The organism is Streptomyces griseobrunneus (assembly GCF_046713465.1).
In the GTDB taxonomy this organism is placed as follows: Bacteria; Actinomycetota; Actinomycetes; order Streptomycetales; family Streptomycetaceae; genus Streptomyces; species Streptomyces microflavus.
On record NZ_CP177080.1, the window covers coordinates 3,701,882 to 3,726,971 of the forward strand.

At 69.3% G+C, this 25,090-nt stretch carries 14 protein-coding genes and 3 rRNA genes; 9 read left to right on the plus strand and 8 right to left on the minus strand.

Features of this window, described 5'->3' with window-relative positions; all coding sequences use genetic code 11:
- Window positions 1–80 precede the first annotated feature (80 nt).
- Window positions 81–1,499 (plus strand): ATP-binding protein, encoded by a 1,419-nt coding sequence (locus ACK8N7_RS16900; protein ID WP_355087278.1) that lies wholly within the window; start codon window positions 81–83, stop codon window positions 1,497–1,499.
- A 1-nt stretch (window position 1,500) separates the two neighbouring features.
- Window positions 1,501–3,087 (plus strand): type IV secretory system conjugative DNA transfer family protein, encoded by a 1,587-nt coding sequence (locus ACK8N7_RS16905; protein WP_500443024.1) that lies wholly within the window; start codon window positions 1,501–1,503, stop codon window positions 3,085–3,087.
- A gap of 18 nt (window positions 3,088–3,105) precedes the next feature.
- On the opposite strand, the gene ACK8N7_RS16910 is transcribed toward ACK8N7_RS16905, so the two are convergent.
- Complete coding sequence (locus ACK8N7_RS16910; RefSeq protein ID WP_500443026.1) at window positions 3,106–3,663, minus strand: GNAT family N-acetyltransferase; 558 nt, start codon at window positions 3,661–3,663, stop codon at window positions 3,106–3,108.
- A gap of 198 nt (window positions 3,664–3,861) precedes the next feature.
- Here ACK8N7_RS16910 and ACK8N7_RS16915 point away from each other — a divergent pair, with 198 nt between their 5' ends.
- The 4 genes from ACK8N7_RS16915 to ACK8N7_RS16930 are packed head-to-tail and all read left to right on the plus strand — an operon-like array spanning window position 3,862 to window position 7,748.
- The gene (locus ACK8N7_RS16915) at window positions 3,862–4,824 is read left to right on the plus strand and encodes an ATP-binding cassette domain-containing protein (RefSeq protein ID WP_403218042.1); all 963 of its coding nucleotides are present in this window, start codon (window positions 3,862–3,864) and stop codon (window positions 4,822–4,824) included.
- The gene (locus ACK8N7_RS16920) at window positions 4,821–5,642 is read left to right on the plus strand and encodes an ABC transporter permease (protein WP_500443028.1); all 822 of its coding nucleotides are present in this window, start codon (window positions 4,821–4,823) and stop codon (window positions 5,640–5,642) included. Before ACK8N7_RS16915 ends, ACK8N7_RS16920 begins: the two co-directional genes overlap by 4 nt.
- A 40-nt stretch (window positions 5,643–5,682) precedes the next feature.
- On the plus strand, window positions 5,683–7,077 hold the full coding sequence (locus ACK8N7_RS16925) for a sensor histidine kinase (RefSeq protein ID WP_500443030.1): 1,395 nt from the start codon (window positions 5,683–5,685) through the stop codon (window positions 7,075–7,077).
- On the plus strand, window positions 7,074–7,748 hold the full coding sequence (locus ACK8N7_RS16930; RefSeq protein WP_403218045.1) for a response regulator: 675 nt from the start codon (window positions 7,074–7,076) through the stop codon (window positions 7,746–7,748). Before ACK8N7_RS16925 ends, ACK8N7_RS16930 begins: the two co-directional genes overlap by 4 nt.
- 79 nt (window positions 7,749–7,827) lie before the next feature.
- Here the strand turns inward: ACK8N7_RS16930 and rrf are convergent.
- The 4 genes from rrf to ACK8N7_RS16950 form a co-directional block, all read right to left on the minus strand.
- A 5S ribosomal RNA gene (gene rrf / locus ACK8N7_RS16935) occupies window positions 7,828–7,944 on the minus strand.
- Between the two features lie 79 nt (window positions 7,945–8,023).
- A 23S ribosomal RNA gene (locus ACK8N7_RS16940) occupies window positions 8,024–11,149 on the minus strand.
- A 307-nt stretch (window positions 11,150–11,456) separates the two neighbouring features.
- Window positions 11,457–12,982, minus strand: a 16S ribosomal RNA gene (locus ACK8N7_RS16945).
- Together the 16S, 23S and 5S rRNA genes form the textbook arrangement of a ribosomal RNA operon.
- 706 nt (window positions 12,983–13,688) lie before the next feature.
- Window positions 13,689–14,246, minus strand: coding sequence for a MarR family winged helix-turn-helix transcriptional regulator (locus ACK8N7_RS16950; RefSeq protein WP_031126318.1), 558 nt, complete (start codon window positions 14,244–14,246; stop codon window positions 13,689–13,691).
- A gap of 169 nt (window positions 14,247–14,415) precedes the next feature.
- Between ACK8N7_RS16950 and ACK8N7_RS16955 the strand changes: the two genes are divergently transcribed.
- Complete coding sequence (locus ACK8N7_RS16955; RefSeq protein WP_500445765.1) at window positions 14,416–15,765, plus strand: MFS transporter; 1,350 nt, start codon at window positions 14,416–14,418, stop codon at window positions 15,763–15,765.
- A gap of 111 nt (window positions 15,766–15,876) precedes the next feature.
- Here ACK8N7_RS16955 and ACK8N7_RS16960 read toward each other — a convergent pair whose 3' ends face one another.
- Window positions 15,877–17,592, minus strand: a complete 1,716-nt coding sequence (locus tag ACK8N7_RS16960) for an ATP-binding SpoIIE family protein phosphatase (RefSeq protein ID WP_403218174.1) — start codon at window positions 17,590–17,592, stop codon at window positions 15,877–15,879.
- Window positions 17,593–17,902: 310 nt separating this feature from the next.
- Window positions 17,903–19,369 (minus strand): NAD(P)/FAD-dependent oxidoreductase, encoded by a 1,467-nt coding sequence (locus ACK8N7_RS16965; RefSeq protein ID WP_500443033.1) that lies wholly within the window; start codon window positions 19,367–19,369, stop codon window positions 17,903–17,905.
- A 342-nt stretch (window positions 19,370–19,711) separates the two neighbouring features.
- Here ACK8N7_RS16965 and ACK8N7_RS16970 point away from each other — a divergent pair, with 342 nt between their 5' ends.
- Window positions 19,712–20,620 carry a TetR/AcrR family transcriptional regulator gene (locus tag ACK8N7_RS16970; protein WP_403218172.1) on the plus strand — a complete coding sequence of 303 codons (909 nt, stop codon included), beginning with the start codon at window positions 19,712–19,714 and terminating at the stop codon, window positions 20,618–20,620.
- Between the two features lie 296 nt (window positions 20,621–20,916).
- On the plus strand, window positions 20,917–22,926 hold the full coding sequence (locus ACK8N7_RS16975) for a sigma-70 family RNA polymerase sigma factor (RefSeq protein WP_500443035.1): 2,010 nt from the start codon (window positions 20,917–20,919) through the stop codon (window positions 22,924–22,926).
- A 48-nt stretch (window positions 22,927–22,974) separates the two neighbouring features.
- Here the strand turns inward: ACK8N7_RS16975 and ACK8N7_RS16980 are convergent, their stop codons facing one another.
- On the minus strand, window positions 22,975–25,086 hold the full coding sequence (locus tag ACK8N7_RS16980) for an asparagine synthase-related protein (protein ID WP_403218170.1): 2,112 nt from the start codon (window positions 25,084–25,086) through the stop codon (window positions 22,975–22,977).
- Window positions 25,087–25,090 lie beyond the last annotated feature (4 nt).

Sequence of the window (25,090 nt, forward strand, 5' to 3'; positions counted from 1 at the left end):
CCCGCTGACAACGACGCCGACACGCCGACACCCGTAAAGCACACCGAACCCCACCCACAGGAAGAGAGGGCACCCACACCATGCGAGACCCCCTGTCCGCATTGTCGGATGCCTTCACCGCCTTCCTCTTCGGCAAGGTGGAGACGACCCGCCTCCCCGTCCGTACGTCGACGGGCCAGGCCCAGGCCGTCTACCTGCCCACCGCCGCCCCCGGCCTCGGCGACTCCGGCGTGATCATCGGCCGCGAGGTCTACAGCGGCAAGGGCTACATCTACGACCCGTTCCAGCTGTACGGGCAGCAGCTCCCCGCCCCCCACTGGCTCGTGCTCGGCGAGTCCGGCAACGGCAAGTCCGCCCTGGAGAAGACCTACGTCCTGCGCCAGCTCCGCTTCCGCGACCGCCAGGTCGTCGTCCTGGACGCCCAGGGCGAGGACGGCGTCGGCGAATGGAACCTCATCGCCCAGGAGCTGGGCATAACCCCCATCCGCCTGGACCCGACCGCAGCCCTCAACGGCGGCATCCGCCTCAACCCCCTCGACCCCTCCATCACCACCACCGGCCAGCTCGCCCTGCTCCGTACGATCATCGAAGTCGCGATGGGCCACGGGCTCGACGAACGTTCCGGCTTCGCGCTGAAGGTCGCCCACGCCTACGTGACCGCGACCAACACCGACCGCCAGCCGGTCCTGATGGACATCGTCGAGCAGCTGCGCCACCCCAAGCCCGAGTCCGCCGAGGCGATGAACGTCGACATAGACGATGTACGGGCCTGGGGCCTGGACGTCGCCCTCGTCCTGGACCGGCTCGTCGACGGTGACCTGCGCGGCATGTTCGACGGCCCCACGTCCGTCGGCATCGACCTGGACGCGCCCCTCATCGTCTTCGACCTCTCGCACATCGACCGCAACTCGATCGCGATGCCGATCCTGATGGCGATCGTCGGCGTCTGGCTGGAACACACCTGGATCAGGCCCGACCGCAAGAAGCGCATCTTCCTGGTCGAAGAGGCGTGGCACATCATCAACTCCCCCTTCGTCGCCCAGCTCTTCCAGCGCCTGCTGAAGTTCGGACGCCGACTCGGCCTCTCCTTCGTCGCCGTCGTCCACCACCTCAGCGACGTGGTGGACGGGGCCGCGGCGAAGGAAGCGGCGGCCATCCTCAAGATGGCCTCCACCCGCACGATCTACGCCCAGAAGTCCGACGAGGCACGCGCGACCGGACGGGTCATCGGGCTGCCCCGGTGGGCGGTCGAGATCATCCCGACCCTCACCCCCGGCATCGCGGTCTGGGACGTCAACGGCAACGTACAGGTCGTCAAACACCTGATCACCGAGGCCGAACGCCCCCTCGTCTTCACCGACCGCGCCATGACCGAGGGCTCGTCGGACGACCTGCTCCCCGAGGACATCCGCGCCGCCGAGCTGGAGGCGGAACAACGGGCGGCCCGGATGGAGAACCAGCAGCGGATGAACGAGTCGTCCCGGTCGACGGTGGCCTGACATGGCACGCCGGGCAGCCCACGGACCCGTACCGGAGCGGGGCGACCGGTACCGCCCCCGGAACGAGGACTCACGCAGCGGTGGCGTCCCCGACGGCCTGCTGGTCGGGCTGCTCGGCTTTCTGTTCGCGGCGACCCTGCTCGCCTGGACGGCCACCGGTGTGGCCGGCCTCTTCGCGCACGGGGCCTGGCCGGACGGCGTCACGTTCACCCAGACCCCGCTCGCCCTGCGCGAACTGGCCACCGCCCCGCAGGACCTCCCCGGCGCCTGGCCGCACACGCCCCCGGCCCAGCTCTCCGGCTACGGGCTGTTCTGGGGCCTGTTCATCGGCGAGCTGATGGTGCTGGTGGTCCTGACAATGTTCGTCCTCGGAGTCCTGGCCCGCTGGCGGCTGGTACGGGAACAGCGCCGCGCGAACCGTCTGTACGGGACGCCCCACGAGACCCACGAACCGCACGGCCCGCGCGAACCCCAGGAGATGGCTGCCCCCACACAGCCCTCGACGTCCCCCCTCACCAAAGCCCCCGAGACATCCCGCCAAGCAACTCCGCAGACACCCCCCACCCCAGAAACCCACACCACGGGGCACACAGCGGGGCACACCACGCAGCACACCACCACCCTCCCCCTCTCCCTCCCCTCCCCCCGCACCCCCCTCCTCGTCTACGCCCCCGCCCCCGTCCGGCGCCCCACCGTCGTCCAGGCCATCCAGGACGCCGAGGGCCCCGCCCTGGTCGTCACATCGGACCCCACGGTCTGGGCCGAGACGAAGGATGCCCGCGCCAAGCTCGGCCCGGTCCTCGTCTACGACCCCGGCCACCTCTGCGACACCCCCGCCCGCCTCCACTGGGCGCCCACCGCGGGCTGCGAGCACCCCGACACGGCCGCCGTGCGCGCCGCCGCCCTGCTCGCCCCGGTCCGCCCGCAGGCCCGGATCGACGCGGCGGTGGCCGACACCGCCCAGACGCTCCTCCAGTGCTGGCTGCACGCCGCAGCGGTGGACGGCCGCCCCTTCCGCCAGGTTGCCCGCTGGGCCTCCGGGGCCGGCGCCCACGAACCCGTACGCCTCCTCCGTACGCACCCCAAGGCCGCCTCCGGACTCGCCGGGCTCCTGGAGTCCGCGCTCACGGCCTACCCGGAACGGCGCGAGGTGGCACAGGAGTTGAACGTACGGGCCTTCTCGGCCCTCTCCTCGGTGCACATCCGCGACGCCTGCACGCCCAACCGATCGGATTCGGCCGCACTGGAATCTTTTGCCCGTGAGGGGGGAACGCTCTATCTGGTCGGTGAACCCATCGAGGATCCCCGCACCCGCCCCGGCGCGATGCCCCTCCTCACCGCGCTCGCCTCACACGTGGTCGAGCACGGCCGCCGCATGGCCGCACGGTCATCCGACGGTCGGCTCGACCCACCAATGACGCTGGTCCTGGACGACGTGGCCGCCGTGGCCCCGCTCCCCCAGCTCCCCGAACTGCTGGCGAAGGGCCAGGACCTGGGCCTGCCCGCGATCGTCCTGCTCCGCTCCCGCGAACAGGGCCGGGCCCGCTGGCAGCAACACCTGCACGCCCCGACCCCGGGCGCGGTCTGAGCGCACAGGGGCATCCGCCTACCCCCGCTCCCGCTCAATCACGTACTCCAGTTCCCACTCCCCCCGGTCGCCCGGCATCGGCGTCCGCTGCCCCGACGGTACGAACCCGAACCGTCGGTAGAACGCCGCAGCCCGCGGGTTGTTCTCGTGCACGTAGAGGCGCACCCGCTCCAGCCGGGGCGCGGACAGCGACCAGGCCCAGTCGACGGCCACCCGGAACAACGCGTCCGTCACCCCGGCCCCCCGCACCTCAGGCCGGACGAAGACACCGACCAGGTGCGCCTGGTCCACCTCGGCGGCCTCCCCGAAGCGCACGTCGTCGTCCGGGCGTTCGATCAGCACGGTGACCGTGCCCACCCACTCCCCCTCGGGCGACTCCGCGACGAACTGCCGCACGTACCTGCCCTCGGCAGCCGAGGCCGTACGGTCCTGCCAGAAGGAATCCGGCCGGGCCTCCGCCTCCTCGTACGACTCGAGGAACGCCACGGGAGCCGCCGGATCCTGCAGGGCCTCCAGCCGCAGCTGCCTGGCCAGCGGCCACTCCTCGGCCCGCACGGAACGCATCACATAGTCCATGCCCCGATCCTCGCCCCCACCCGCACTCCGCTCAACCGACTAAAACCTCCGGAACCTCCAGAACCTCCAAAACCTCCGACCGCTCCCCGCCCCCCATCTCCCCGGCCTCACCTCCTCGTACCCCGGTACTACGCCCCCGCCCACGTCCCACCCCCGGGCGGACGACCACCCCCGGGGCCGCTCCGTAGCGTCGACCGCATGATCAAGGCATACGGACTCACCAAGCGGTACGGCGACAGAACCGTCGTCCAGGACCTCGACTTCACGGTCCACCCCGGTACGGTCACCGGCTTCCTCGGCCCCAACGGCGCCGGGAAGTCCACCACGATGCGCATGCTGCTCGGCCTCGATACGCCGACGCGCGGCCGGTCCACGATCGGCGGGCGCTCCTACGCCACCCATGGCGCACCCCTCACCCAGGTCGGCGCCCTGCTGGAGGCCCGTTCCGTCCACCCGGGCCGGTCCGCCCGCAACCACCTCCTCGCGCTGGCGCACACGCACGGCATCCCGCGCAGCCGCGTCGAGGAGGTCATCGCCCTCGCCGGTCTGACCGGGGCCGCCGGCCGCCGGGTCAAGGGGTTCTCGCTCGGCATGGGCCAGCGCCTGGGCATCGCCGCCGCGCTCCTCGGCGACCCGGCCACCGTCATCCTGGACGAACCGGTCAACGGCCTCGACCCGGAGGGCGTGCTCTGGATCCGCACCCTGCTCAGGTCCCTCGCCGCCGAAGGCCGTACGGTCCTCGTCTCCTCCCACCTGATGACCGAAATGGCCCTCACCGCAGACCACTTGATCGTCATCGGCCGGGGCCGCCTCCTCGCGGACACGACGGTCGGCGAACTGGTCCGCCAGGCGGGCGGCGCGTCCGTGAAGGTCGTCACCCCACAACCCGAGGACCTGCGGACACACTTGGCGCATCCGGGCGTGGAGATCGCCACCGTCACTGCGGTCGACGCCCCTCTCCACGAGCTTCGCATCCGTGGCGCGGAGGCAGCCCACATCGGCGCCGTCGCCGCCGCCCACGGCATCACGCTCCACGAACTAACGCCACAGACGGTCTCGTTGGAACAGGCCTTCATGGACCTCACCCAGGACGCTGCCGACCACAGGTCCAAGCCCCCGGCGACCAGGACCCCCACCCACCTCACCGGAGCCGCAGCATGACCTCCACATCGCACACCCCGGCCCCCACCCCCGCCCCCACGCGCCAGGCACCCCCGTACCGCATCACCACGGCCCGGGTCCTGCGCTCCGAGTGGCACAAGCTCCTCTCCCTGCGCTCCACCTGGATCACGCTGGCAACGGCGGCCGCGCTCGTCCTGGGAGTCGGCCTGATCATGAGCGGGACCTACACCTCGGGCGGCGGGGACGCCGACGTCGACACCGTCGTCCTGACGCTGTACGGCAGCCTGCTCGGCCAGCTCTGCGTCATCGTCCTGGGCATCCTGGTCACCGCGGGCGAGTACGCGACCGGCATGATCCGCTCCTCGCTCACCGCGGTACCCGCACGGCTCCCCGTGCTGTGGGCGAAGGCAGCGGTCTTCACCGCCACGGTCTTCACGGTCATGTTCGCCACCGCCCTGACCACCTTCGCCGCAGCTCAGCTCTTCCTCCACGACACCGACCAGGCAGCCTCGTTCACCGACCCCGGCATACTGCGGGCCGTGGCCGGGAACGCCGTCGGCATCACCCTGCTCAGCCTGGTCGCCCTCGGTCTGGGCTCGTTGCTGCGCTCCGTCCCCGGCGCGATCGGAGCGTTCATCGGCGGGGTGATGATCCTCCCCGAGGTGCTGGGGATGCTCCCGTACGAGGCCGTCGAGCGCGCCCTCACGTACTTCCCCACCCAGGCCGCCGGCGCCCTCGGCTCCGCCACCCCGATCCCGGGCACAGCAGCCCCCGGCCCTGCCCTGCTGGCCCTGTGCCTGTGGGCGGCGGCGACACTGGCGGCGGCCGCTCCGGCCCTACGCCACCGAGATGCCTGACCGACCCCTTTCCCCCGGATGCCCGCAGGAGAATGCCCAGGTGACGGACCACCCCACCGATGCCAATATCGATGCCGATGCCGATGTCGATGCCGACACGGCACCACCCGCCCGAGCGGCTCCCTCCGGCCCGGCCCCGGACACCGCCCCGTTCACCCGGGCCATCCGCAGCGGTCTGGACCGCCTCCGCGCCTTCGACCGCCGTCGGCCACTGGCCTGGGACGCGGCAGTGACGGCGTTCTGGGCCGTGGTGGCCCTCCTCGACTACACCTCCGGCGGCTGGCGGAACGTCGCCCACGATGTGACGGCACCCGAACCGCTGGTGCTGCTGATGAGCCTGTGCTTCTCCCTGCCGCTGCTGCCGCGCCGCAGGTACCCCATGGCCGTGCTGCTGCTGATGGCCCCGGTGTCCCTGGTCAACGTCTGGACCGGGGCCGTGGTGCAGGCAGCCCTCCTCCAGCTGATCCCGGCCTTCCAGATCGCGTTGCGCTTCCCCCTCCGGAGGCTCGGGGTAGCCGGGCTCGTCCTCTGCGCCCCGGTGGTGGCCGGTGCGACCCGCATCCCGGACATCTGGGACCGGCAACTGGTCTCGTACCTCTGGGGGTTCGTCTTCGTGGCGCTCCTGGGCATCGCGGTACGTACTCGCCGCGACTACACCGAGGCCCTGGTCGAACGGGCCCACCGGCTGGAGCACGAACGCGACCAGCAGGCCCGCCTGGCCGCCGCCGCCGAACGGACCCGCATCGCGCGGGAGATGCACGACATCATCGGCCACAACCTGTCCGTCATCACGGGCCTGGCGGACGGCGGGGCCTATGCGGCAGCCAAGAGCCCGGAGCGCGCGGCCCAGGCCCTGGAGGCGATCGGCACCACCAGCAGACAAGCCCTGTCCGAACTCCGCCGCCTCCTGGGCGTCCTGCGCGACGACCACCCCGACGCGGACCGCGCCCCCCAGCCGACCCTGGACGACCTGGCCCCTCTCATCGAACAGGTCCGCCGTGCGGGCCTCCCCGTACACCTGGAGCTCCGCGGCGAACCCGGGCCGCCCGAACCGCTCACCGCGGGCCGCCAACTGACCGTTTACCGGGTGGTCCAGGAGTCCCTGACCAACACCCTCAAGCACGCATCCGCCCCCGCCGATGCGCCCCTGTCCGCGGCGGTGACCCTCACCTACACCCGCACACACGTAGACGCCCACGTCACAGACACAGGCACGAGCACAGCCACGAACACAGCCACCGGCACCGGCACCGCCACCAGCTCCGCAGCAGGTGAACCGGAACCGCCCATGCCCATACCCTCCCTCCCCCAGGGCATCATGGGCATGCGCGAACGCGCGGCGCTCTACAACGGCACGATCGAAGCCGGCCCCCTGCCGGAACACGGCGGATGGCACGTACGCCTCCGCCTTCCCCTGGAGGACACCCCCCAGTGACGACCGTACTCATCGCGGACGACCAGCCGATGCAGCGCTTCGGCTTCCGCATGCTGCTGGAGAGCCAGGACGACATGACGGTCGTCGGCGAGGCGGGCAACGGCACCGAGGCCATCAATCTGATCGCCCGGCACCAGCCGGACGTCACCCTGATGGACATCCGCATGCCCGGCCTGGACGGGATCGAGGCGACCCGCCGCATCATCAAGTCGGGCGCCCGCACCCGCATCCTGATCGTCACGACCTTCGACCTCGACGAGTACGCGTACGACGGCCTCCGCGCCGGAGCCAGCGGCTTCCTGGTCAAGGACGCCCTGCCGGAGGAGCTGCTCTCGGGCATCCGTGCGGTCGCCGCCGGCGACGCCGTGGTCGCCCCCTCCCTGACCCGCCGCCTCCTGGACACCTACGCCCACCACCTGCCGGTCACACCCGGCCACGGAGGTGCACCCACCACCTCGGACCCCCGCATCACCGCTCTGACGGACCGGGAACGGGAAATCCTGACGGTGATCGGCCAGGGCTGGTCCAACACGGAGATCGCCGCCCGCTTCCACCTCGCCGAGTCCACCGTGAAGACGCACGTCACCCGCATCCTCGCCAAAACGGGCTCCCGGGACCGTGTGCAGGCGGTCATTCTGGCCTATGACAGCCGGCTGGTGACCCCCGCATGAAGAGGCTGCGGTCGGGGGAAAATCCTGTGAACGCAGAAAAGCCCCGTGCCACAAGGCACGGGGCTTTCCCGGAAAAATTGTTCGGCGGCGTCCTACTCTCCCACAGGGTCCCCCCTGCAGTACCATCGGCGCTGAAAGGCTTAGCTTCCGGGTTCGGAATGTAACCGGGCGTTTCCCTAACGCAATGACCACCGAAACACTATGAAATTAACCAACACCGGACAACAACACGGCAGTTCGTTATTTCAGAACCAACACAGTGGACGCGAGCAACTGAGGACAAGCCCTCGGCCTATTAGTACCAGTCAGCTCCACCCGTTACCGGGCTTCCACATCTGGCCTATCAACCCAGTCGTCTACTGGGAGCCTTAACCCCTCAAAGGGGGTGGGAATACTCATCTCGAAGCAGGCTTCCCGCTTAGATGCTTTCAGCGGTTATCCTTTCCGAACGTAGCCAACCAGCCATGCCCTTGGCAGGACAACTGGCACACCAGAGGTTCGTCCGTCCCGGTCCTCTCGTACTAGGGACAGCCCTTCTCAATATTCCTGCGCGCGCAGCGGATAGGGACCGAACTGTCTCACGACGTTCTAAACCCAGCTCGCGTACCGCTTTAATGGGCGAACAGCCCAACCCTTGGGACCGACTCCAGCCCCAGGATGCGACGAGCCGACATCGAGGTGCCAAACCATCCCGTCGATATGGACTCTTGGGGAAGATCAGCCTGTTATCCCCGGGGTACCTTTTATCCGTTGAGCGACAGCGCTTCCACAAGCCACTGCCGGATCACTAGTCCCGACTTTCGTCCCTGCTCGACCCGTCGGTCTCACAGTCAAGCTCCCTTGTGCACTTACACTCAACACCTGATTGCCAACCAGGCTGAGGGAACCTTTGGGCGCCTCCGTTACTCTTTAGGAGGCAACCGCCCCAGTTAAACTACCCATCAGACACTGTCCCTGATCCGGATCACGGACCCAGGTTAGACATCCAGCACGACCAGAGTGGTATTTCAACGACGACTCCACAACCACTGGCGTGGCCGCTTCAAAGTCTCCCACCTATCCTACACAAGCCGAACCGAACACCAATATCAAACTATAGTAAAGGTCCCGGGGTCTTTCCGTCCTGCTGCGCGAAACGAGCATCTTTACTCGTAGTGCAATTTCACCGGGCCTATGGTTGAGACAGTCGAGAAGTCGTTACGCCATTCGTGCAGGTCGGAACTTACCCGACAAGGAATTTCGCTACCTTAGGATGGTTATAGTTACCACCGCCGTTTACTGGCGCTTAAGTTCTCAGCTTCGCACACCCGAAAGTGCACTAACCGGTCCCCTTAACGTTCCAGCACCGGGCAGGCGTCAGTCCGTATACATCGCCTTACGGCTTCGCACGGACCTGTGTTTTTAGTAAACAGTCGCTTCTCGCTGGTCTCTGCGGCCACCCCCAGCTCATGGAGTAAATCCAATCACCAGTGATGGCCCCCCTTCTCCCGAAGTTACGGGGGCATTTTGCCGAGTTCCTTAACCATAGTTCACCCGAACGCCTCGGTATTCTCTACCTGACCACCTGAGTCGGTTTAGGGTACGGGCCGCCATGAAACTCGCTAGAGGCTTTTCTCGACAGCATAGGATCATCCACTTCACCACAATCGGCTCGGCATCAGGTCTCACCCTTAACGTGTGACGGATTTACCTACCACACGGGCTACACCCTTACCCCGGGACAACCACCGCCCGGGCTGGACTACCTTCCTGCGTCACCCCATCGCTTACCTACTACAAGTCTGGTTCATCGGCTCCACCACTACCCTCAACTCCGAAGAGATCGGGCCGGCTTCACGGACTTAGCATCGCCTGATTCAGTACTGGGCGTTTCAAAGCGGGTACCGGAATATCAACCGGTTGTCCATCGACTACGCCTGTCGGCCTCGCCTTAGGTCCCGACTTACCCTGGGCAGATCAGCTTGACCCAGGAACCCTTAGTCAATCGGCGCACACGTTTCTCACGTGTGTATCGCTACTCATGCCTGCATTCTCACTCGTGAACCGTCCACAACTCGCTTCCGCGGCTGCTTCACCCGGCACACGACGCTCCCCTACCCATCCATACGGGCGTTGGCCCTATGTGTATGAATGACACGACTTCGGCGGTACGCTTGAGCCCCGCTACATTGTCGGCGCGGAATCACTTGACCAGTGAGCTATTACGCACTCTTTCAAGGGTGGCTGCTTCTAAGCCAACCTCCTGGTTGTCTCTGCGACTCCACATCCTTTCCCACTTAGCGTACGCTTAGGGGCCTTAGTCGATGCTCTGGGCTGTTTCCCTCTCGACCATGGAGCTTATCCCCCACAGTCTCACTGCCGTGCTCTCACTTACCGGCATTCGGAGTTTGGCTAAGGTCAGTAACCCGGTAGGGCCCATCGCCTATCCAGTGCTCTACCTCCGGCAAGAAACACACGACGCTGCACCTAAATGCATTTCGGGGAGAACCAGCTATCACGGAGTTTGATTGGCCTTTCACCCCTAACCACAGGTCATCCCCCAGGTTTTCAACCCTGGTGGGTTCGGTCCTCCACGAAGTCTTACCTCCGCTTCAACCTGCCCATGGCTAGATCACTCCGCTTCGGGTCTAGAGCGTGCAACTCAATCGCCCTATTCGGACTCGCTTTCGCTACGGCTTCCCCACACGGGTTAACCTCGCTACACACCGCTAACTCGCAGGCTCATTCTTCAAAAGGCACGCAGTCACGACTGCATGTGCAAGCACATACAGCGACGCTCCCACGGCTTGTAGGCACACGGTTTCAGGTACTATTTCACTCCGCTCCCGCGGTACTTTTCACCATTCCCTCACGGTACTATCCGCTATCGGTCACCAGGGAATATTTAGGCTTAGCGGGTGGTCCCGCCAGATTCACACGGGATTTCTCGGGCCCCGTGCTACTTGGGTGTCTCTTAAACGAGCCGTTGATGTTTCAGCTACGGGGGTCTTACCCTCTACGCCGGACCTTTCGCATGTCCTTCGCCTACATCAACGGTTTCTGACTCGTCTCACAGTCGGCAGACTATGAAAAAGAGATCCCACAACCCCGCATGCGCAACCCCTGCCGGGTATCACACACATACGGTTTGGCCTCATCCAGTTTCGCTCGCCACTACTCCCGGAATCACGGTTGTTTTCTCTTCCTGAGGGTACTGAGATGTTTCACTTCCCCTCGTTCCCTCCACACTGCCTATGTGTTCAGCAGCGGGTGACAGCCCATGACGACTGCCGGGTTTCCCCATTCGGAAACCCCCGGATCAAAGCTTGGTTGACAGCTCCCCGGGGACTATCGTGGCCTCCCACGTCCTTCATCGGTTCCTGGTGCCAAGGCATCCACCGTGCGCCCTTAAAAACTTGGCCACAGATGCTCGCGTCCACTGTGCAGTTCTCAAACAACGACCAGCCACCCATCACCCCGTCCTAGGACGAGTTCACTGGGGCCGGCAACCGAAGGACAGACTCAAACGAGCCCGTACCCTCAGATACCCAACAGCGTGCCCGGCCCGACCGATCCACCACCACATTCCACGCTCCGAGGAGCAGTACTAGCAGTGATCAACCTGTCGCGCCGAATAGTCAACGTTCCACCCATGAGCAACCAGCACCGAACATTCGCCGGTGTACTGGCCTCTGACCAAACCGAAGCCTGGTAAGAAGTGCTCCTTAGAAAGGAGGTGATCCAGCCGCACCTTCCGGTACGGCTACCTTGTTACGACTTCGTCCCAATCGCCAGTCCCACCTTCGACAGCTCCCTCCCACAAGGGGTTGGGCCACCGGCTTCGGGTGTTACCGACTTTCGTGACGTGACGGGCGGTGTGTACAAGGCCCGGGAACGTATTCACCGCAGCAATGCTGATCTGCGATTACTAGCAACTCCGACTTCATGGGGTCGAGTTGCAGACCCCAATCCGAACTGAGACCGGCTTTTTGAGATTCGCTCCGCCTCGCGGCATCGCAGCTCATTGTACCGGCCATTGTAGCACGTGTGCAGCCCAAGACATAAGGGGCATGATGACTTGACGTCGTCCCCACCTTCCTCCGAGTTGACCCCGGCAGTCTCCTGTGAGTCCCCATCACCCCGAAGGGCATGCTGGCAACACAGAACAAGGGTTGCGCTCGTTGCGGGACTTAACCCAACATCTCACGACACGAGCTGACGACAGCCATGCACCACCTGTATACCGACCACAAGGGGGGCACCATCTCTGATGCTTTCCGGTATATGTCAAGCCTTGGTAAGGTTCTTCGCGTTGCGTCGAATTAAGCCACATGCTCCGCTGCTTGTGCGGGCCCCCGTCAATTCCTTTGAGTTTTAGCCTTGCGGCCGTACTCCCCAGGCGGGGAACTTAATGCGTTAGCTGCGGCACCGACGACGTGGAATGTCGCCAACACCTAGTTCCCAACGTTTACGGCGTGGACTACCAGGGTATCTAATCCTGTTCGCTCCCCACGCTTTCGCTCCTCAGCGTCAGTAATGGCCCAGAGATCCGCCTTCGCCACCGGTGTTCCTCCTGATATCTGCGCATTTCACCGCTACACCAGGAATTCCGATCTCCCCTACCACACTCTAGCTAGCCCGTATCGAATGCAGACCCGGGGTTAAGCCCCGGGCTTTCACATCCGACGTGACAAGCCGCCTACGAGCTCTTTACGCCCAATAATTCCGGACAACGCTTGCGCCCTACGTATTACCGCGGCTGCTGGCACGTAGTTAGCCGGCGCTTCTTCTGCAGGTACCGTCACTTTCGCTTCTTCCCTGCTGAAAGAGGTTTACAACCCGAAGGCCGTCATCCCTCACGCGGCGTCGCTGCATCAGGCTTTCGCCCATTGTGCAATATTCCCCACTGCTGCCTCCCGTAGGAGTCTGGGCCGTGTCTCAGTCCCAGTGTGGCCGGTCGCCCTCTCAGGCCGGCTACCCGTCGTCGCCTTGGTAGGCCATTACCCCACCAACAAGCTGATAGGCCGCGGGCTCATCCTTCACCGCCGGAGCTTTTAACCCCGTCCCATGCAGGACAGAGTGTTATCCGGTATTAGACCCCGTTTCCAGGGCTTGTCCCAGAGTGAAGGGCAGATTGCCCACGTGTTACTCACCCGTTCGCCACTAATCCACCCCGAAAGGCTTCATCGTTCGACTTGCATGTGTTAAGCACGCCGCCAGCGTTCGTCCTGAGCCAGGATCAAACTCTCCGTGAATGTTTACCCGTAATCGGGTGCACACATCACGAGAGCGGAACAACCGGTCGGAATAAGACCCGTTGCTCTCAGCGTCCTCGCTGTGTAATTGCCTGCCCGGCGTCACCGAAGTGATCCGTGCAGGACTTTTCAAAGGAACCACCAACCTGCCGAAGCAGGCCGGGGTATCAACATATCTGGCGTTGACTTTTGGCACGCTGTTGAGTTCTCAAGGAACGGACGCTTCCTTCGGTCCCGTTTCACCGGGGCCCTCCGGGCGCTTCCCTTCGTTCTTGCGTTTCCGACTCTATCAGACTCTTTCGTGTCCGATTCCCGGTCGAAGCGGGTCAAGCAGTTTTCGCTTTCCAGGTCCTTCGCTTTCGCGTTTTCCCTTTCCGGCGAGTCCGACTCTATCAGATCCTTTCGGGCCTGACTCCCAGTCAGTGGGGCTTGCCTTCCCGGCCCGTTGGGCCGTTCCGACGCTCAAACTCTAGCGGATTCTCCCGGCGGCTCATAATCGGGCCTTCGAAATGAATTTCGGCATGTCGAAATTCTCCCGGCTGGGAGATCGTGCTGAAGTTTGGTTGCCGCGTGTGCGGCGGGATCGGTTGTCGAAGAACCGTTCCGGCCCCGTGACAACTCGAAGAACCTTACGGATCGGGTGGGGCGGTGTCAACCCCACCTCAGGCCCCTTCCAAGTCCCCCGCCTTGTCCCTCTCCGCCCCCGTCAGTCCAGGTCGGTGAGGCGGCCGCCGGCGTCCGGCTGGGCGTGCTCCACGCGGCGCAGGAGTCGGACCAGCAGCTCGCCGAGGACCCCGCGTTCGTCGCCGGAGAGGTCCTGGAGGAGGTCCTCCTCGAAGTCGGAGGCCATGCGCATCGCCTCCAGCCACTTCGTACGGCCCTCGTCGGTCAGCTCGACGATGACGCGGACCCGGTTGTTCTCGTCACGGTCCCGGGTGACCAGGCCCTCGCCGGCCATCCGGTCGATGCGGTGGGTCATGGCGGCCGGGGTGAGGCCGAGGCGCTTCGCGAGTTCGCCGGGGCCGAGGCGGTAAGGGGCGCCCGAGAGGACCAGGGTCTTGAGGACCTCCCACTCGGCGTTGCTGATGCCGAGGGCGGCGACCTGTCTCCCGTACGCGACGTTCATCCGGCGGTTCAGGCGGCCCAGCGCGGAGACGACCTGTTCGACCTGGGGGTCGAGGTCGCGGAACTCGCGCTGGTAGGCGGCGATCTGTTCGTCGAGGCTCGGCTCGTGGGGGCCGGGCTCCTCGGTGCTCTCAGACATGGCGGGCAGTATGGCACGCCCCCACCACCCTTGAAGTCCTTCGACCTGTAGTTTTCACCTTCTAAGTTTAGTGCTAAAGTCTTCGAGTCTGAGTTCGTCGCGGGGCGTCTCAGGCCTTCGGAACTTCTGACCTTTCTAGACCTTGAGGTAGGTGAGTGTGACCAGGGAGATGGGCGCAGCGCTGCGGCGGATCCAGCTGGGCAGCGCGCTGAGCGCGTTCGGGCTCGGGTTCACCGTTCCGTATCTGTACGTCTACGTGGCGCAGGTACGGGATCTCGGCGCCGGTACGGCGGGAGTCGTGCTGGCGGTCTTCGCGATGGCGGCGCTGGCCGTTCTGCCGTTCACCGGGCGGGCCATCGACCGGCGGGGGCCGCTGCCCGTGCTGGTGGTGGCCGCCGGGCTCGCCGCCGTGGGTGCCGCTGCCCTGGGGTACGCGAGCAGCGTGCCGGCCGCCGTGCTGTCGGCCGCGCTCCTCGGTGCGGGCACCGCCGTGATGCAGCCCGCCCTGGCCACGATGCTCGTCTGGTGCTCCAGCACCGCCACCCGTACGCGCGCCTTCGCCACGCAGTTCTTCCTCCAGAACCTGGGCCTCGGGCTCGGCGGGCTGGTGGGCGGGCAGCTCGTGGACGTGAACCGTCCGGCGAGCTTCACCATGCTGTTCCTGATCGAGGCCGTGATGTTCGTGGTCCTCGGTGTCGTCGCTGTGACCGTGCGGATGCCCCGTACGGCTTCCATCGGCGCGGCCCGTCCGACCGACGGGTCCGCCAAGGGCGGGATGCGGGCGCTGCTCTCGCACCGGGCCATGGTCCAACTGTGCGTGCTGGGGTTCGTGCTCTTCTTCGCCTGTTACGGGCAGTTCGAGTCCGGTCTTGCCGCGTACGGCACCGAGGCCGCCGGGATCCAGCCCTCGACGCTCGGCCTGGCGCTGGCCGCCAACACCGCGGTCATCGTCATCGCCCAGTTCGTCGTGCTGCGGCTGGTGGAGCATCGGCGGCGCAGCCGGGTCATCGCAGCCGTAGGGCTCATCTGGGCCTTCGCCTGGATCGTCGCCGGTTACGCCGGGCTCGGGCACGGCAGTCAGACCATGGCGACGGCCGCGTTCATCTCGACGTACGCGCTGTTCGGGCTGGGTGAGGCGATGCTGTCGCCGACTGTGGCCCCGCTGGTCGCCGATCTGGCGCCGGAGTCGATGGTCGGGCAGTACAACTCGGCGTTCGCCCTGTGCAAGCAGCTCGCGCTCGCGGTCGGGCCCGCTGTCGGCGGTCCGATGGGGGCGTCGCTGCACGGCCCGTACATCGTGACGTTCGTGCTGTTCTCGCTGGGCATCACGGTGCTCGCGCTGCGGCTCGGGCGCCGGCTCACCCCCGTACAGGATCAGCCGTCGCTGGCCCCCGCCCCCTCGCGGGTGGTCGCCGGGTCGCTGCCCGAGGGCGGGGAGAGCGGTGCGGAGGCGGCCGACCGGGCCGTGTCGGTCACCGCGCCGGCGGCCGCGGCCGCGGCCGCCGGCGCGGGCCGCTGAGCCCGATTGCCGACCGCTGAGCCGGGCCGGCAGTCGCTGAGCCCGGCCGGCAGCTGGCCGCACCCCGGCCGGCGGTCACAGCATCATCGAGTCACCGAGCCCTGTTCCGCGTCAGCGGGGCAGGGCGAACTCGCACCAGACCGCCTTGCCGCCGCCGGGGGTGCGGCGGCTGCCCCATGAGGTGGCGATCGACGCGATGATCTCGATGCCGCGTCCCGCCTCGTCCGCCGGTTCGGCCTGGCGGCGGCGCGGCAGGTGGTCGTCGCCGTCGGTCACTTCGATGATCAGCCGCCGGTCCGTGCGGCGCAGCCCCAGGCGCATCGGCGGGGTGCCGTGCTGGAGCGAGTTGGCGACCAGTTCGCTGGCGGCGAGGACGCCGAGGTCGCGGAGCTCGACCGGGAAGCGCCAGGAGGTCAGGACCCCGGTGGCGAAGGCGCGGGCGCGCGGGGCGGCCTCGATGCCGCCGAGCAGTTCGAGCGCGGCGTTGTGGAACAGCTCCGCGTTCGTCCCCGTACGGGCGGGGTGCTGGACCACCAGGACCGCCACGTCGTCGTCGTGCTCGGCGGTCACCCCCAGCGAGCGGATCAGCCGGTCGCAGACCACCTGCGGTGATCCCTTGGCGCCGGAGAGGGCACCGGCGAGGGAGGCCACGCCCTCGTCGATGTCCTCGCTGCGGCGCTCGACCAGGCCGTCGGTGTAGAGCACCGCGGTGGAGCCGGGCGGCAGACCGATCGTGCCCGAGGTGTGGACCCAGCCGCCGGTGCCGAGCGGGGGTCCCGTGGGGTCGGCGGCGCGCTGGACCGTGCCGTCCTCGTCGCGGACGAGGATCGGCAGGTGCCCGGCGGAGGCGTAGACGAGCTGTCCCTCGTTCGGGTCGTGGACCGCGTAGACGCAGGTGGCGATCTGGCTGGCGTCGATCTCGGAGGCGACGCCGTCCAACAGCTGGATCACCTCGTGCGGCGGGAGGTCGAGCCGGGCGTAGGCGCGGACCGCGGTGCGGAGCTGGCCCATCACGGCGGCCGCCCGGACCCCGCGGCCCATCACGTCACCGATCACCAGGGCGGTGCGGCCGGCGCCGAGGGTGATGACGTCATACCAGTCGCCGCCGACGGCCGCGTCGGTGCCGCCGGGCTGGTAGGTGGCGGCGATACGGAGGTCGTCGGGCTGCTCCAGCTCCTGCGGGAGCAGGGAGCGCTGGAGGGTGACGGCCGTTTCGCGGTGGCGGCGCTCGCTGGCGCGCAGGCGTTCGGCGGCCTCTGCGTGGTCGGTGACGTCGGCCGCGTAGACGAGGACGCCGCCCTCCCTGCTGCCGTCTCCCTTGTCGCTGTCGCTCCCGTCCTCCGTAACGTTCCAGGCGGCGACCGGGGTGCAGGTCACCGTGTACGAACCGCCCCCGGCGGTCCTGCGGGACTTGACCGTACGGGCGGTGCCGCTGCGCAGGACCTGGTCGAGCAGGGGCAGCACGCTCAGCTCGGCGAGCTCGGGCAGGGCCTCGGCGGCGGGCACCCCGGCGGGGCGTGGGCCGAACGCGGTCTCGTACGCCTCGTTGACGTACGCGACGCGGTGGTCCGGGCCGTGCAGCAGGGCGACGGCGGCGGGGAGCCGGCCGAGGATCTCGCGGGCCGAGAGGTCGTCGGGGGCGGGGCCGGTGGCTGCCTGCACGGGGGCGGTACCGGGTGGTTCCGGAAGTGCGCCGTCCGGCAGGGTGGCCGCGGCCTGCGCCTGGGCGGACTCGGCCCGGGCCGCGGGGACGGGACTACGGTCGTCCCGCGCGGCGGCTCGACGCTGCGTTCCGGGAAGGCGGGCGCTCCAACGCGTGAAGTTCACGGAATTTCTGGCCTCGTGTGTCGGTCTGGTCCGCTCGGGCGGGCTGCTTCTTCTGCCGGTGCTTCTGCCGGGTTCGAAGGCACCGGGGGCCATGCCCCCGGGAAGGCGCAGCCGGGCCTCGTCGTGCTGTCGGTGCGTCGCTGCTGGTCACTGTTGGTCACTGCCGGCCGGGTCACTCTGTGCAGGTGCGGGCCCACCTATGGTCACACGTCCAGTGTGACCGACCGTACTGACAGTCGCCGTCGGGTCGCTGTCCGGACGGCGTACTCGCGGTGCTCCGGACGTGTTCGGGCCGCCCGTCTGGCACTTGTCAGCGGGAGGGCTGGGGCGGCAGTCCGCCCGGCGGGTCCTCGGGCCTCTCGTCGGTTTCGGGGCGTGGCAGGGTGCCGGGGCGGGGCGGGGTGGCCGAGCCGCCACCGGCCGCGAGTTCGAACTCGGCCCGGGGGTGTTCGAGTGAGCCGAGGGAGACGATCTCCCGTTTGAAGAGTCCGGCCAGGGTCCATTCGGCAAGGACGCGCGCCTTCCGGTTGAACGTCGGCACCCGGCTGAGGTGGTACGTGCGGTGCATCAGCCAGGCGGGGTAACCCTTGAGCTTGCGACCGTAGACGTGGGCGACGCCTTTGTGGAGGCCCAGAGAGGCGACGGATCCCGCGTACTTGTGGCGGTACTCCTTCACCGGGCGGCCGTCGAGCGTCGCCAGGACGTTGTCGGCGAGCACCTTCGCCTGGCGGACCGCGTGCTGGGCGTTGGGGGCGGTCTCCTTGCCCGGCTCGGCGGCGGTGAGGTCGGGGACGGCGGCGGCGTCGCCCGCGGCCCAGGCGTGCGGCATTCCCTCGACGCCGAGGGTGGCGGTACAGCGGAGCCGGCCGCGTTCGGTGAGGGGGAGGTCGGTGGCGGCCAGGAGCGGCGCCGGTTTGACGCCCGCGGTCCACACGAGCGTGCGGGTGGGGAAGCGGGAACCGTCGCTCAGGACGGCGACCCGCTCCTCGCAGGTCTCCAGGCGGGTTTCCAGGCGTACGTCGACGCTGCGGCCGCGCAGCTCGCCGACGGCGTACCTCCCCATGGCCTCGCCGACCTCGGGGAGGATGCGGTCGGAGGCCTCGACGAGGATCCATCTCAGGTCCGTGGGCTTGATGTTGTGGTAGTACCGCGCGGTGTAGCGGGCCATGTCCTCCAGCTCGGCGAGCGCCTCCACGCCCGCGTAACCGCCGCCGACGAAGACGAAGGTGAGCGCGGCGTCGCGGATGGCGGGGTCGCGGGTGGCGGACGCGATGTCCATCTGTTCGATGACGTGGTTGCGCAGCCCGATGGCTTCCTCGACGGTCTTGAACCCGATGCCGAAGTCGGCGAGGCCGGGCACGGGGAGGGTGCGCGAGACGGATCCGGGGGCGATGACGATCTCGTCGTACCCGATCTCCAGGGCGCCGGTGCCGTCCTCCGCCGTGGCCAGGGTGGTGACGGTGGCCGTCCGTTTGGCGTGGTCGACGCGTTCGGCCTCACCGATGACGATCGTGCAGCGGTTCAGGACGCGGCGCAGCGGTACGACCACATGGCGGGGCGAGATCGAGCCGGCGGCCGCTTCGGGGAGGAAGGGCTGGTACGTCATGTACGGCTCGGGCGTGACGACCACGATCTCGGCGTCCCCGCTCTTGAGTCTCTGCTTCAACTTCCGTTGGAGACGCAGCGCCGTGTACATCCCGACGTAGCCTCCGCCGACGACGAGAATGCGCACACCTGGCCGGGTGCCGGGGGTCGTCCCCCGGGAATCTGGAGCCATCACCACCCCATGACGCAACGGAGTCAGTGGTTTGTCCACAGGCCCGGCAAATTGTGTGACCGGAGGGTCCGGCGGGGCGGTCCCGGCCGGTCGGCCGGGCCGTACGGAAGCGGCGCAGGTCAGGCCCGGTGCGAGGGACGTGTGGGCGGGGGCGGGCGGGGGGTTGGGGTGCTTCTGCTCCGATCGGGGGGCGCACCATGCGGAACTACCCCCTTCTGAATTGACGCGGGCTCAACTATGTTCGTAACCCGTCGGGAGTCGGGTGCGGATTTCGTTGTGCTCACTCCCCGACCGACAAGGCGGGGAAGTCTCCGGGGGGAGACGTCATAACCGGGGGAAGTTATGCATATTCAGGATTCGCACGGGCAGTCCACGCGCTCGCTCGCGTCCAAGGACCACGGACGTCTGGGCTCCGTGGGCGCGCTCGGTGTCATGAGCTCGGCCGACGCGGTGCGTTCCGCGGCGGCGGTGAGCGCGGCGGCGATCGGATCGGCCTCGGCCGCTCCCGCTGCCAACGGATCGTCCGCACCCACCTCACCGGTGGGCACTCCGCGTTCGGCTCCGCTGCGCGTCGACGCGCAGCGCAATCTGGAGCACGTGCTGCGGGCAGCGCGTGAGGTGTTCGGGGAGCTGGGGTACGGCGCGCCGATGGAGGACGTGGCACGCCGCGCCCGCGTCGGGGTCGGCACGGTCTACCGGCGCTTTCCCAGCAAGGACGTGCTGGTGCGGCGGATAGCCGAGGAGGAGACCTCCCGGCTGACCGAGCAGGCGCGTACGGCTCTGGGGCAGGAGGAGGAGCCCTGGTCGGCGCTCTCCCGCTTCCTGCGGACCTCGGTGGCATCGGGCGCGGGCAGGCTGCTGCCGCCGCAGGTGCTGCGGGTCGGGGTCGACGCGGAGGAGCCGGGAGCGCCGGTGACGGGTGACGCGGGCGACGAGACCCGTGTTCCGCAGCAGCGGCAGGGTGTGGCCCAGGCCGACCTCCGCGTCGTGGGCCGGCGCGCCGGCGGCGGGGACGGGCTCGACGGCCTCGGCGAGGATTCGGGCGCGGCCGAACTGCTGGAGGTCGTGGGCCGGCTGGTGGACCGGGCGCGGGAGTCGGGCGAGCTGCGCGGGGATGTGACGGTGGCCGACGTGCTGCTGGTCATCGCCACGGCCGCTCCGTCCCTGCCGGACGCCGTCCAGCAGGCGGCGGCCTCGGCCCGGCTGCTGGACATCCTGCTGGAGGGGCTGCGGTCCCGGCCTGCTGTCTGACGTCGGGTGCCCGCTCGACCGCTCGTTCACGTTGCGTGCGGTCGGGTGGGTGGCCCGGTCCGTCGGAGGGCCAGTCGGTGCGTCGGTCGGGGCGATGCTCGCGTCGGCGAACAGGCGAACGGGTTCCGGCAGGCGAAACAGCGGGGATTCATTCCCCGAAAGGGGGGTCTCCAGTACTCACATTCGAGAGAACGCCCCGGATGAGTGGTTGCCTGGACTGAGGGTCCATCGCGATTGAGCCATGTGGCAGTCTTGGCCGGTATTCGGGTCCGAGGGTGTATACGGGGGCTTCCGCGATGAGCGGTAACGAGCAGCAGGAAGAGCCGCTCGACGAGATCGCTGCGGCGGGCGGGGGCACGAAGGCCGACGGGATGTCCTCCGGGCTTGTGCCGGCCCAGCCAGGACGTGGACCGGCGGACGGGGAGGCCGAGGGCGGCACCGTGCTGCCAGGCCCGTGGCCGGCCGTCTCCGAGGCCGACGCCGGGGACAACGCCGGGGACGACGTCTCCGGTGGCATCGGCGCGTACGCGGTGCCGCCGCAGCGCGAGGGCCGCGGTGGGTCCCCCGATGCCGGGCTGTCCGACGCCCAGTTGATCGAGGGCATGCGCGACGGGGACAACCTCGCCTACGAGGAGCTGTTCCGGCGCCACTCGGGCGCGGTCCGCCGGTACGCCCGCAGTTGCTGCCGGGACGGGCACACCGCCGACGACCTGACCGCCGAGGTGTTCGCCCGCACCCTCCAGGCCGTACGGGGCGGCAAGGGGCCGCAGGAGGCCGTCCGGGCCTATCTGATGACCGCCGTCCGCCATGTCGCCGCCGCCTGGACGAAGAGCGCCAAGCGGGAGCACCTGGTCGACGACTTCGCGGTGTTCGCCGCGCAGGCCTCGCGCACCTCGGAGCTCTCCGACGACGACACCCTCGACCTCGGCGCCGATGTACTGGCGATGCACGAGGCCGAGCAGTCGATGGCCATGGAGGCGTTCCGGAGCCTGCCGGAGCGCTGGCAGGCGGTGCTCTGGCACACCACGGTGGAGGAGGAGTCGCCCAGCGAGATCGCCCCGCTCTTCGGCCTGACCGCCAACGCCACCGCCGTCCTGGCCAGTCGGGCCCGCGAAGGGCTCAAGCAGGCGTACCTCCAGGCCCATGTGAGCCAGGCGCTCACGACCGGGGGCGACTGCGCGCAGTACGCGGACCGGCTCGGCGCCTACGCCCGGGGCGGGCTGCGGATGCGGGCCGAGCGCGGTCTGCGCAAGCATCTCGACGAGTGCGCGAAGTGCCGTGTGGCCGCGGGCGAGCTGGAGCATGTGAACGCCGGGATCCCGGCGCTGCTGCCGATCGCGGTCATCGGCTGGTTCGCCGCCGGGTACTCGCTCAAGGCCGCCGGAGTGGTGGCGGGCGGTGCCGCGGGCGCCGCCGGGGCGGGAGCCGCCGCCGCGGCCACCGGGGCGGGCTCCTCCGCGAGCTCCTCCGGGGGCGCCGCGGCCTCCGAAGGCCTCGGCGCGCCAGCCAAGGCCGGGATCGCGGCGGCCGTCGCCGTGGCCGCCGCCGGTCTGGTGTGGGCGCTCGTCGGCGACGACCAGCCGAAGCCGGAGCCCAAGCCCGTGGCGAAACCCCCGGCGGTGGCGCCCGCGGTGCCGGCACCACAACCGCCCGCGCCGGAACCGGAACCTCCGCCCGCGCCCGCCCCCGTACCGCCCGCGCCGACGGAACCGGAGCCCGAGCCGACGCCCCCCGACCCGGCACCGACGCCGAGCGCCGAGCCCACGCCCTCCCCCGAGCCGCCGGAGCCCACGCCGCCCGCGCCCGCCCCGCAGCCGCCCGCCCCGGAGCCCCCTCCTGCTCCGAAGCCGCCCCCGCCGGCCCCCGCCCCGACCGTCTACCAGGTCAGCGAGCTCTCGTACTCCCTGCTCGGCGACCACACCGAGCCGGAGGTGGTGATGGGGCAGAGCAGCTGGATCTGGCAGCGTTCGAACGTGGCGATCGCCGGGACGCGGTACGCGCACGGGGTGACCGTGCACGCCCGGTCCTCCGTCACCATCCAGCTGAACCGCCCGTGCACCCGCTACCAGGCGATGGTCGGCGTGGACGACCTGACGATGGGGCTCGGCGCGGCCCGCTTCTCCGTCTTCGACGGGAACGGGGCGCGGCTGTGGCGCTCCCCCGTCATGAAGGGCGGCGACCCCGCGGTCCCGGTCAGCGTCGCGATCGGCGGCCAGTCGTCGATCCGGCTCGTGGTGGAGCCCCAGGGGCCGTTGGGCGGGGTGGCCCTGGCCGACTGGGCGGAGTCCCGGATCAGCTGCGCCTGAGCCCGGCCCGGCAGGGTCCTGGGCCCGGCCCGGTGGGTCGGCTTCCCGTCACGGCTGGAGCGTGCGCCGGGACGGGAGCACGCCGCCCGCCACCGCACGCTGGCGCGGGGCCGCCGTACCCGTCCAGCACGTCCCCCGACGGGTCACCAGGCGGCGCAGCCACAGCTCGGTGGAGGCCAGCTCCGCCAAGCCGTCCAACGGGAGCGGCTCGCCCTCGGAGGCGGCGCGCAGGGCCTTGCGGACGACCCGCGCCTCGACCAGGCCCGCGTCGGCGAGGAGCGGGGCGTCGAACAGGGCCATCAGTTCGGGCAGCGCGGTGCGCAGGCCGGTCCGGGTGACGGCGGTGGAGGTGGCCTGGGACGGGGCGCCCCAGCCGGGCGGCAGGTCGTGGATGCCGGCCCCGCCCAGCACCCGGCGCAGGATCGCGGCCCGGGCGCCCGGCTGGACGCGCAGCGACTCGGGCAACGCGCGGGCCGCCCGGACCACCTGGTTGTCCAGGAACGGCGCGTGCAGGCGCTGGCTGCGGATCTCCGCCGCCTGCTCCAGGATCCGGTGGTCGGCGGCGCTGCGGGCCAGGGCGGCCCGGGCCCGGGCCTCGCCGGGCCGCTGTACGGAGGTGGGCCGGATCGCCGCCGCCTGAAGGCGAACCGATACTTCGGCGAGCGCCTCGCCCGTCAGCCAGCGGGCCGCCGGTCCCGGGCGCGACCAGGCGAGAGCGGCCAGCGAGGCATCGGCGGGGGTCGCGAGGTCGGGGGCGTACCGGTTGGCGTCGGGGAGCAGTCCGGCGGCGGTCTCCAGGCCGGTGCGGTACGACGTACGGGCCAGCCGGCGGGCCGCGCGGTAGAGCGTCAGCGGGACGAACAGGGAGTGCGCCGAGGGGCCTTCGGCCTTGGTGAGGGCGGCGACGGGGCGCAGGAGGTGGCGTCTCTGCCGGTCCATCAGGAGGTCGGCGAGGCGGGCCGGGTGGGCGTCCAGGACCTGCCGGGCGCCGTGCCCCACCAGATGGTCGGCGCTGCCCGCGGCGAGGCGGCGGCGATGGCGTTCGGCGACGACGAGCGAGGGGCCCGGTTCGTCGGTGAGGGCGCCGGTCCCCAACGAGGCGTACGGCAGGGCCTCTTCGCCCGCCGCGACGACCACGTGGTGCAGGCGCGGGTTGGCGGCGATGGCGCGGGCGCGCTCCAGCTCGTCCTCGTGGCCGCGGGTGGTGAGGTCGTTGAAGGTGACGGCGAGCAGCCGCTCCCCGGCGCCGCTGCCGTGGCCGAGGAGGGTGCCGGGCAGTCCGGGCAGCCCGGAGGCGAGCAGGGCGAGGGTGGCGGACGCGCTGCCGCCGGAGAGGTCGGCGCCGATACCGGCCACCGGGCCGCCCCGGGCCGCGCGGCGGTCGGCGGGTCCCATGCCGGGGACGGGCCCCGGGTCCTGCGGCGCGGTCTCCGGAGCGTGGCGGGGGGCTGTGAGCCGGGCGCGTACCGCTTCGACGAGCGCGTCGCGTACGCCCTCCACCGCGTGCACCGGGTCGACCTGGGGCGCGGCGACGGCGAGGGAGGCGACCGCCTCGTACCCGGTGATCTCCCGCGAGCCCTCCCGCAGGATGAGGGCGTGGCCCGGCGGGACCCGCTTGACCCCGGCGTACGGGGTGCCGTCGCCGAGCGCCTCCGGCGTCTCCGGGCAGGCGAGCAGGGCGGCGAGGTGGCCGATGTCGAGCTGGGCCTCGATGAGGTCGGCCAGCGGCAGGGCGGCGGTGGCGTAGGCGGTGCCGTTGGCCCAGGGGGTGTGGAAGACGGGCCGGGCGCCGGCCAGGTCGCCCGCGACGGTGATGCGGCGGCCGATCTGGACGACGGCGGTGTAGCTGCCCGGCCAGGCGGTGAGGTGGCGCATGGCCCCGCCCCGCGCGGCGAGCAGCCCGACGCGCAGCTGCTCGTCGGTGGCCCCGCAGCAGCCGAGTACGGCGAGGCGGGCGGTGGGGGCGCCTTCGGGGGTCGCCACGCCGATGACGCGGATCTCGTCGGGGCGCCAGTCGCCCACCGCCCAGAGCGGATCCGGGTCGCCCCACAGGAGTTGGGAGCCCACGGGGTGGACCGTGCGCCCCTCACCGCCGTTGCCGACCGCACCGACGGTGCCGAAGCTCGCGGCGATACTGCTCCATCCCACCAACCAACGCATCGCC

What these genes read in the sequence shown, in the direction of transcription:
- ACK8N7_RS16970 (WP_403218172.1), top strand. Translation starts at nt 19,712, where the DNA reads ATGCATATTCAGGATTCGCACGGGCAGTCCACGCGCTCGCTCGCGTCC.
- ACK8N7_RS16950 (WP_031126318.1), bottom strand. Translation starts at nt 14,246, where the DNA reads ATGTCTGAGAGCACCGAGGAGCCCGGCCCCCACGAGCCGAGCCTCGAC.
- ACK8N7_RS16955 (WP_500445765.1), top strand. Translation starts at nt 14,416, where the DNA reads ATGGGCGCAGCGCTGCGGCGGATCCAGCTGGGCAGCGCGCTGAGCGCG.
- ACK8N7_RS16975 (WP_500443035.1), top strand. Translation starts at nt 20,917, where the DNA reads ATGAGCGGTAACGAGCAGCAGGAAGAGCCGCTCGACGAGATCGCTGCG.
- ACK8N7_RS16905 (WP_500443024.1), top strand. Translation starts at nt 1,501, where the DNA reads ATGGCACGCCGGGCAGCCCACGGACCCGTACCGGAGCGGGGCGACCGG.
- ACK8N7_RS16910 (WP_500443026.1), bottom strand. Translation starts at nt 3,663, where the DNA reads ATGGACTATGTGATGCGTTCCGTGCGGGCCGAGGAGTGGCCGCTGGCC.
- ACK8N7_RS16920 (WP_500443028.1), top strand. Translation starts at nt 4,821, where the DNA reads ATGACCTCCACATCGCACACCCCGGCCCCCACCCCCGCCCCCACGCGC.
- ACK8N7_RS16900 (WP_355087278.1), top strand. Translation starts at nt 81, where the DNA reads ATGCGAGACCCCCTGTCCGCATTGTCGGATGCCTTCACCGCCTTCCTC.
- ACK8N7_RS16965 (WP_500443033.1), bottom strand. Translation starts at nt 19,369, where the DNA reads ATGGCTCCAGATTCCCGGGGGACGACCCCCGGCACCCGGCCAGGTGTG.
- ACK8N7_RS16915 (WP_403218042.1), top strand. Translation starts at nt 3,862, where the DNA reads ATGATCAAGGCATACGGACTCACCAAGCGGTACGGCGACAGAACCGTC.
- ACK8N7_RS16980 (WP_403218170.1), bottom strand. Translation starts at nt 25,086, where the DNA reads ATGCGTTGGTTGGTGGGATGGAGCAGTATCGCCGCGAGCTTCGGCACC.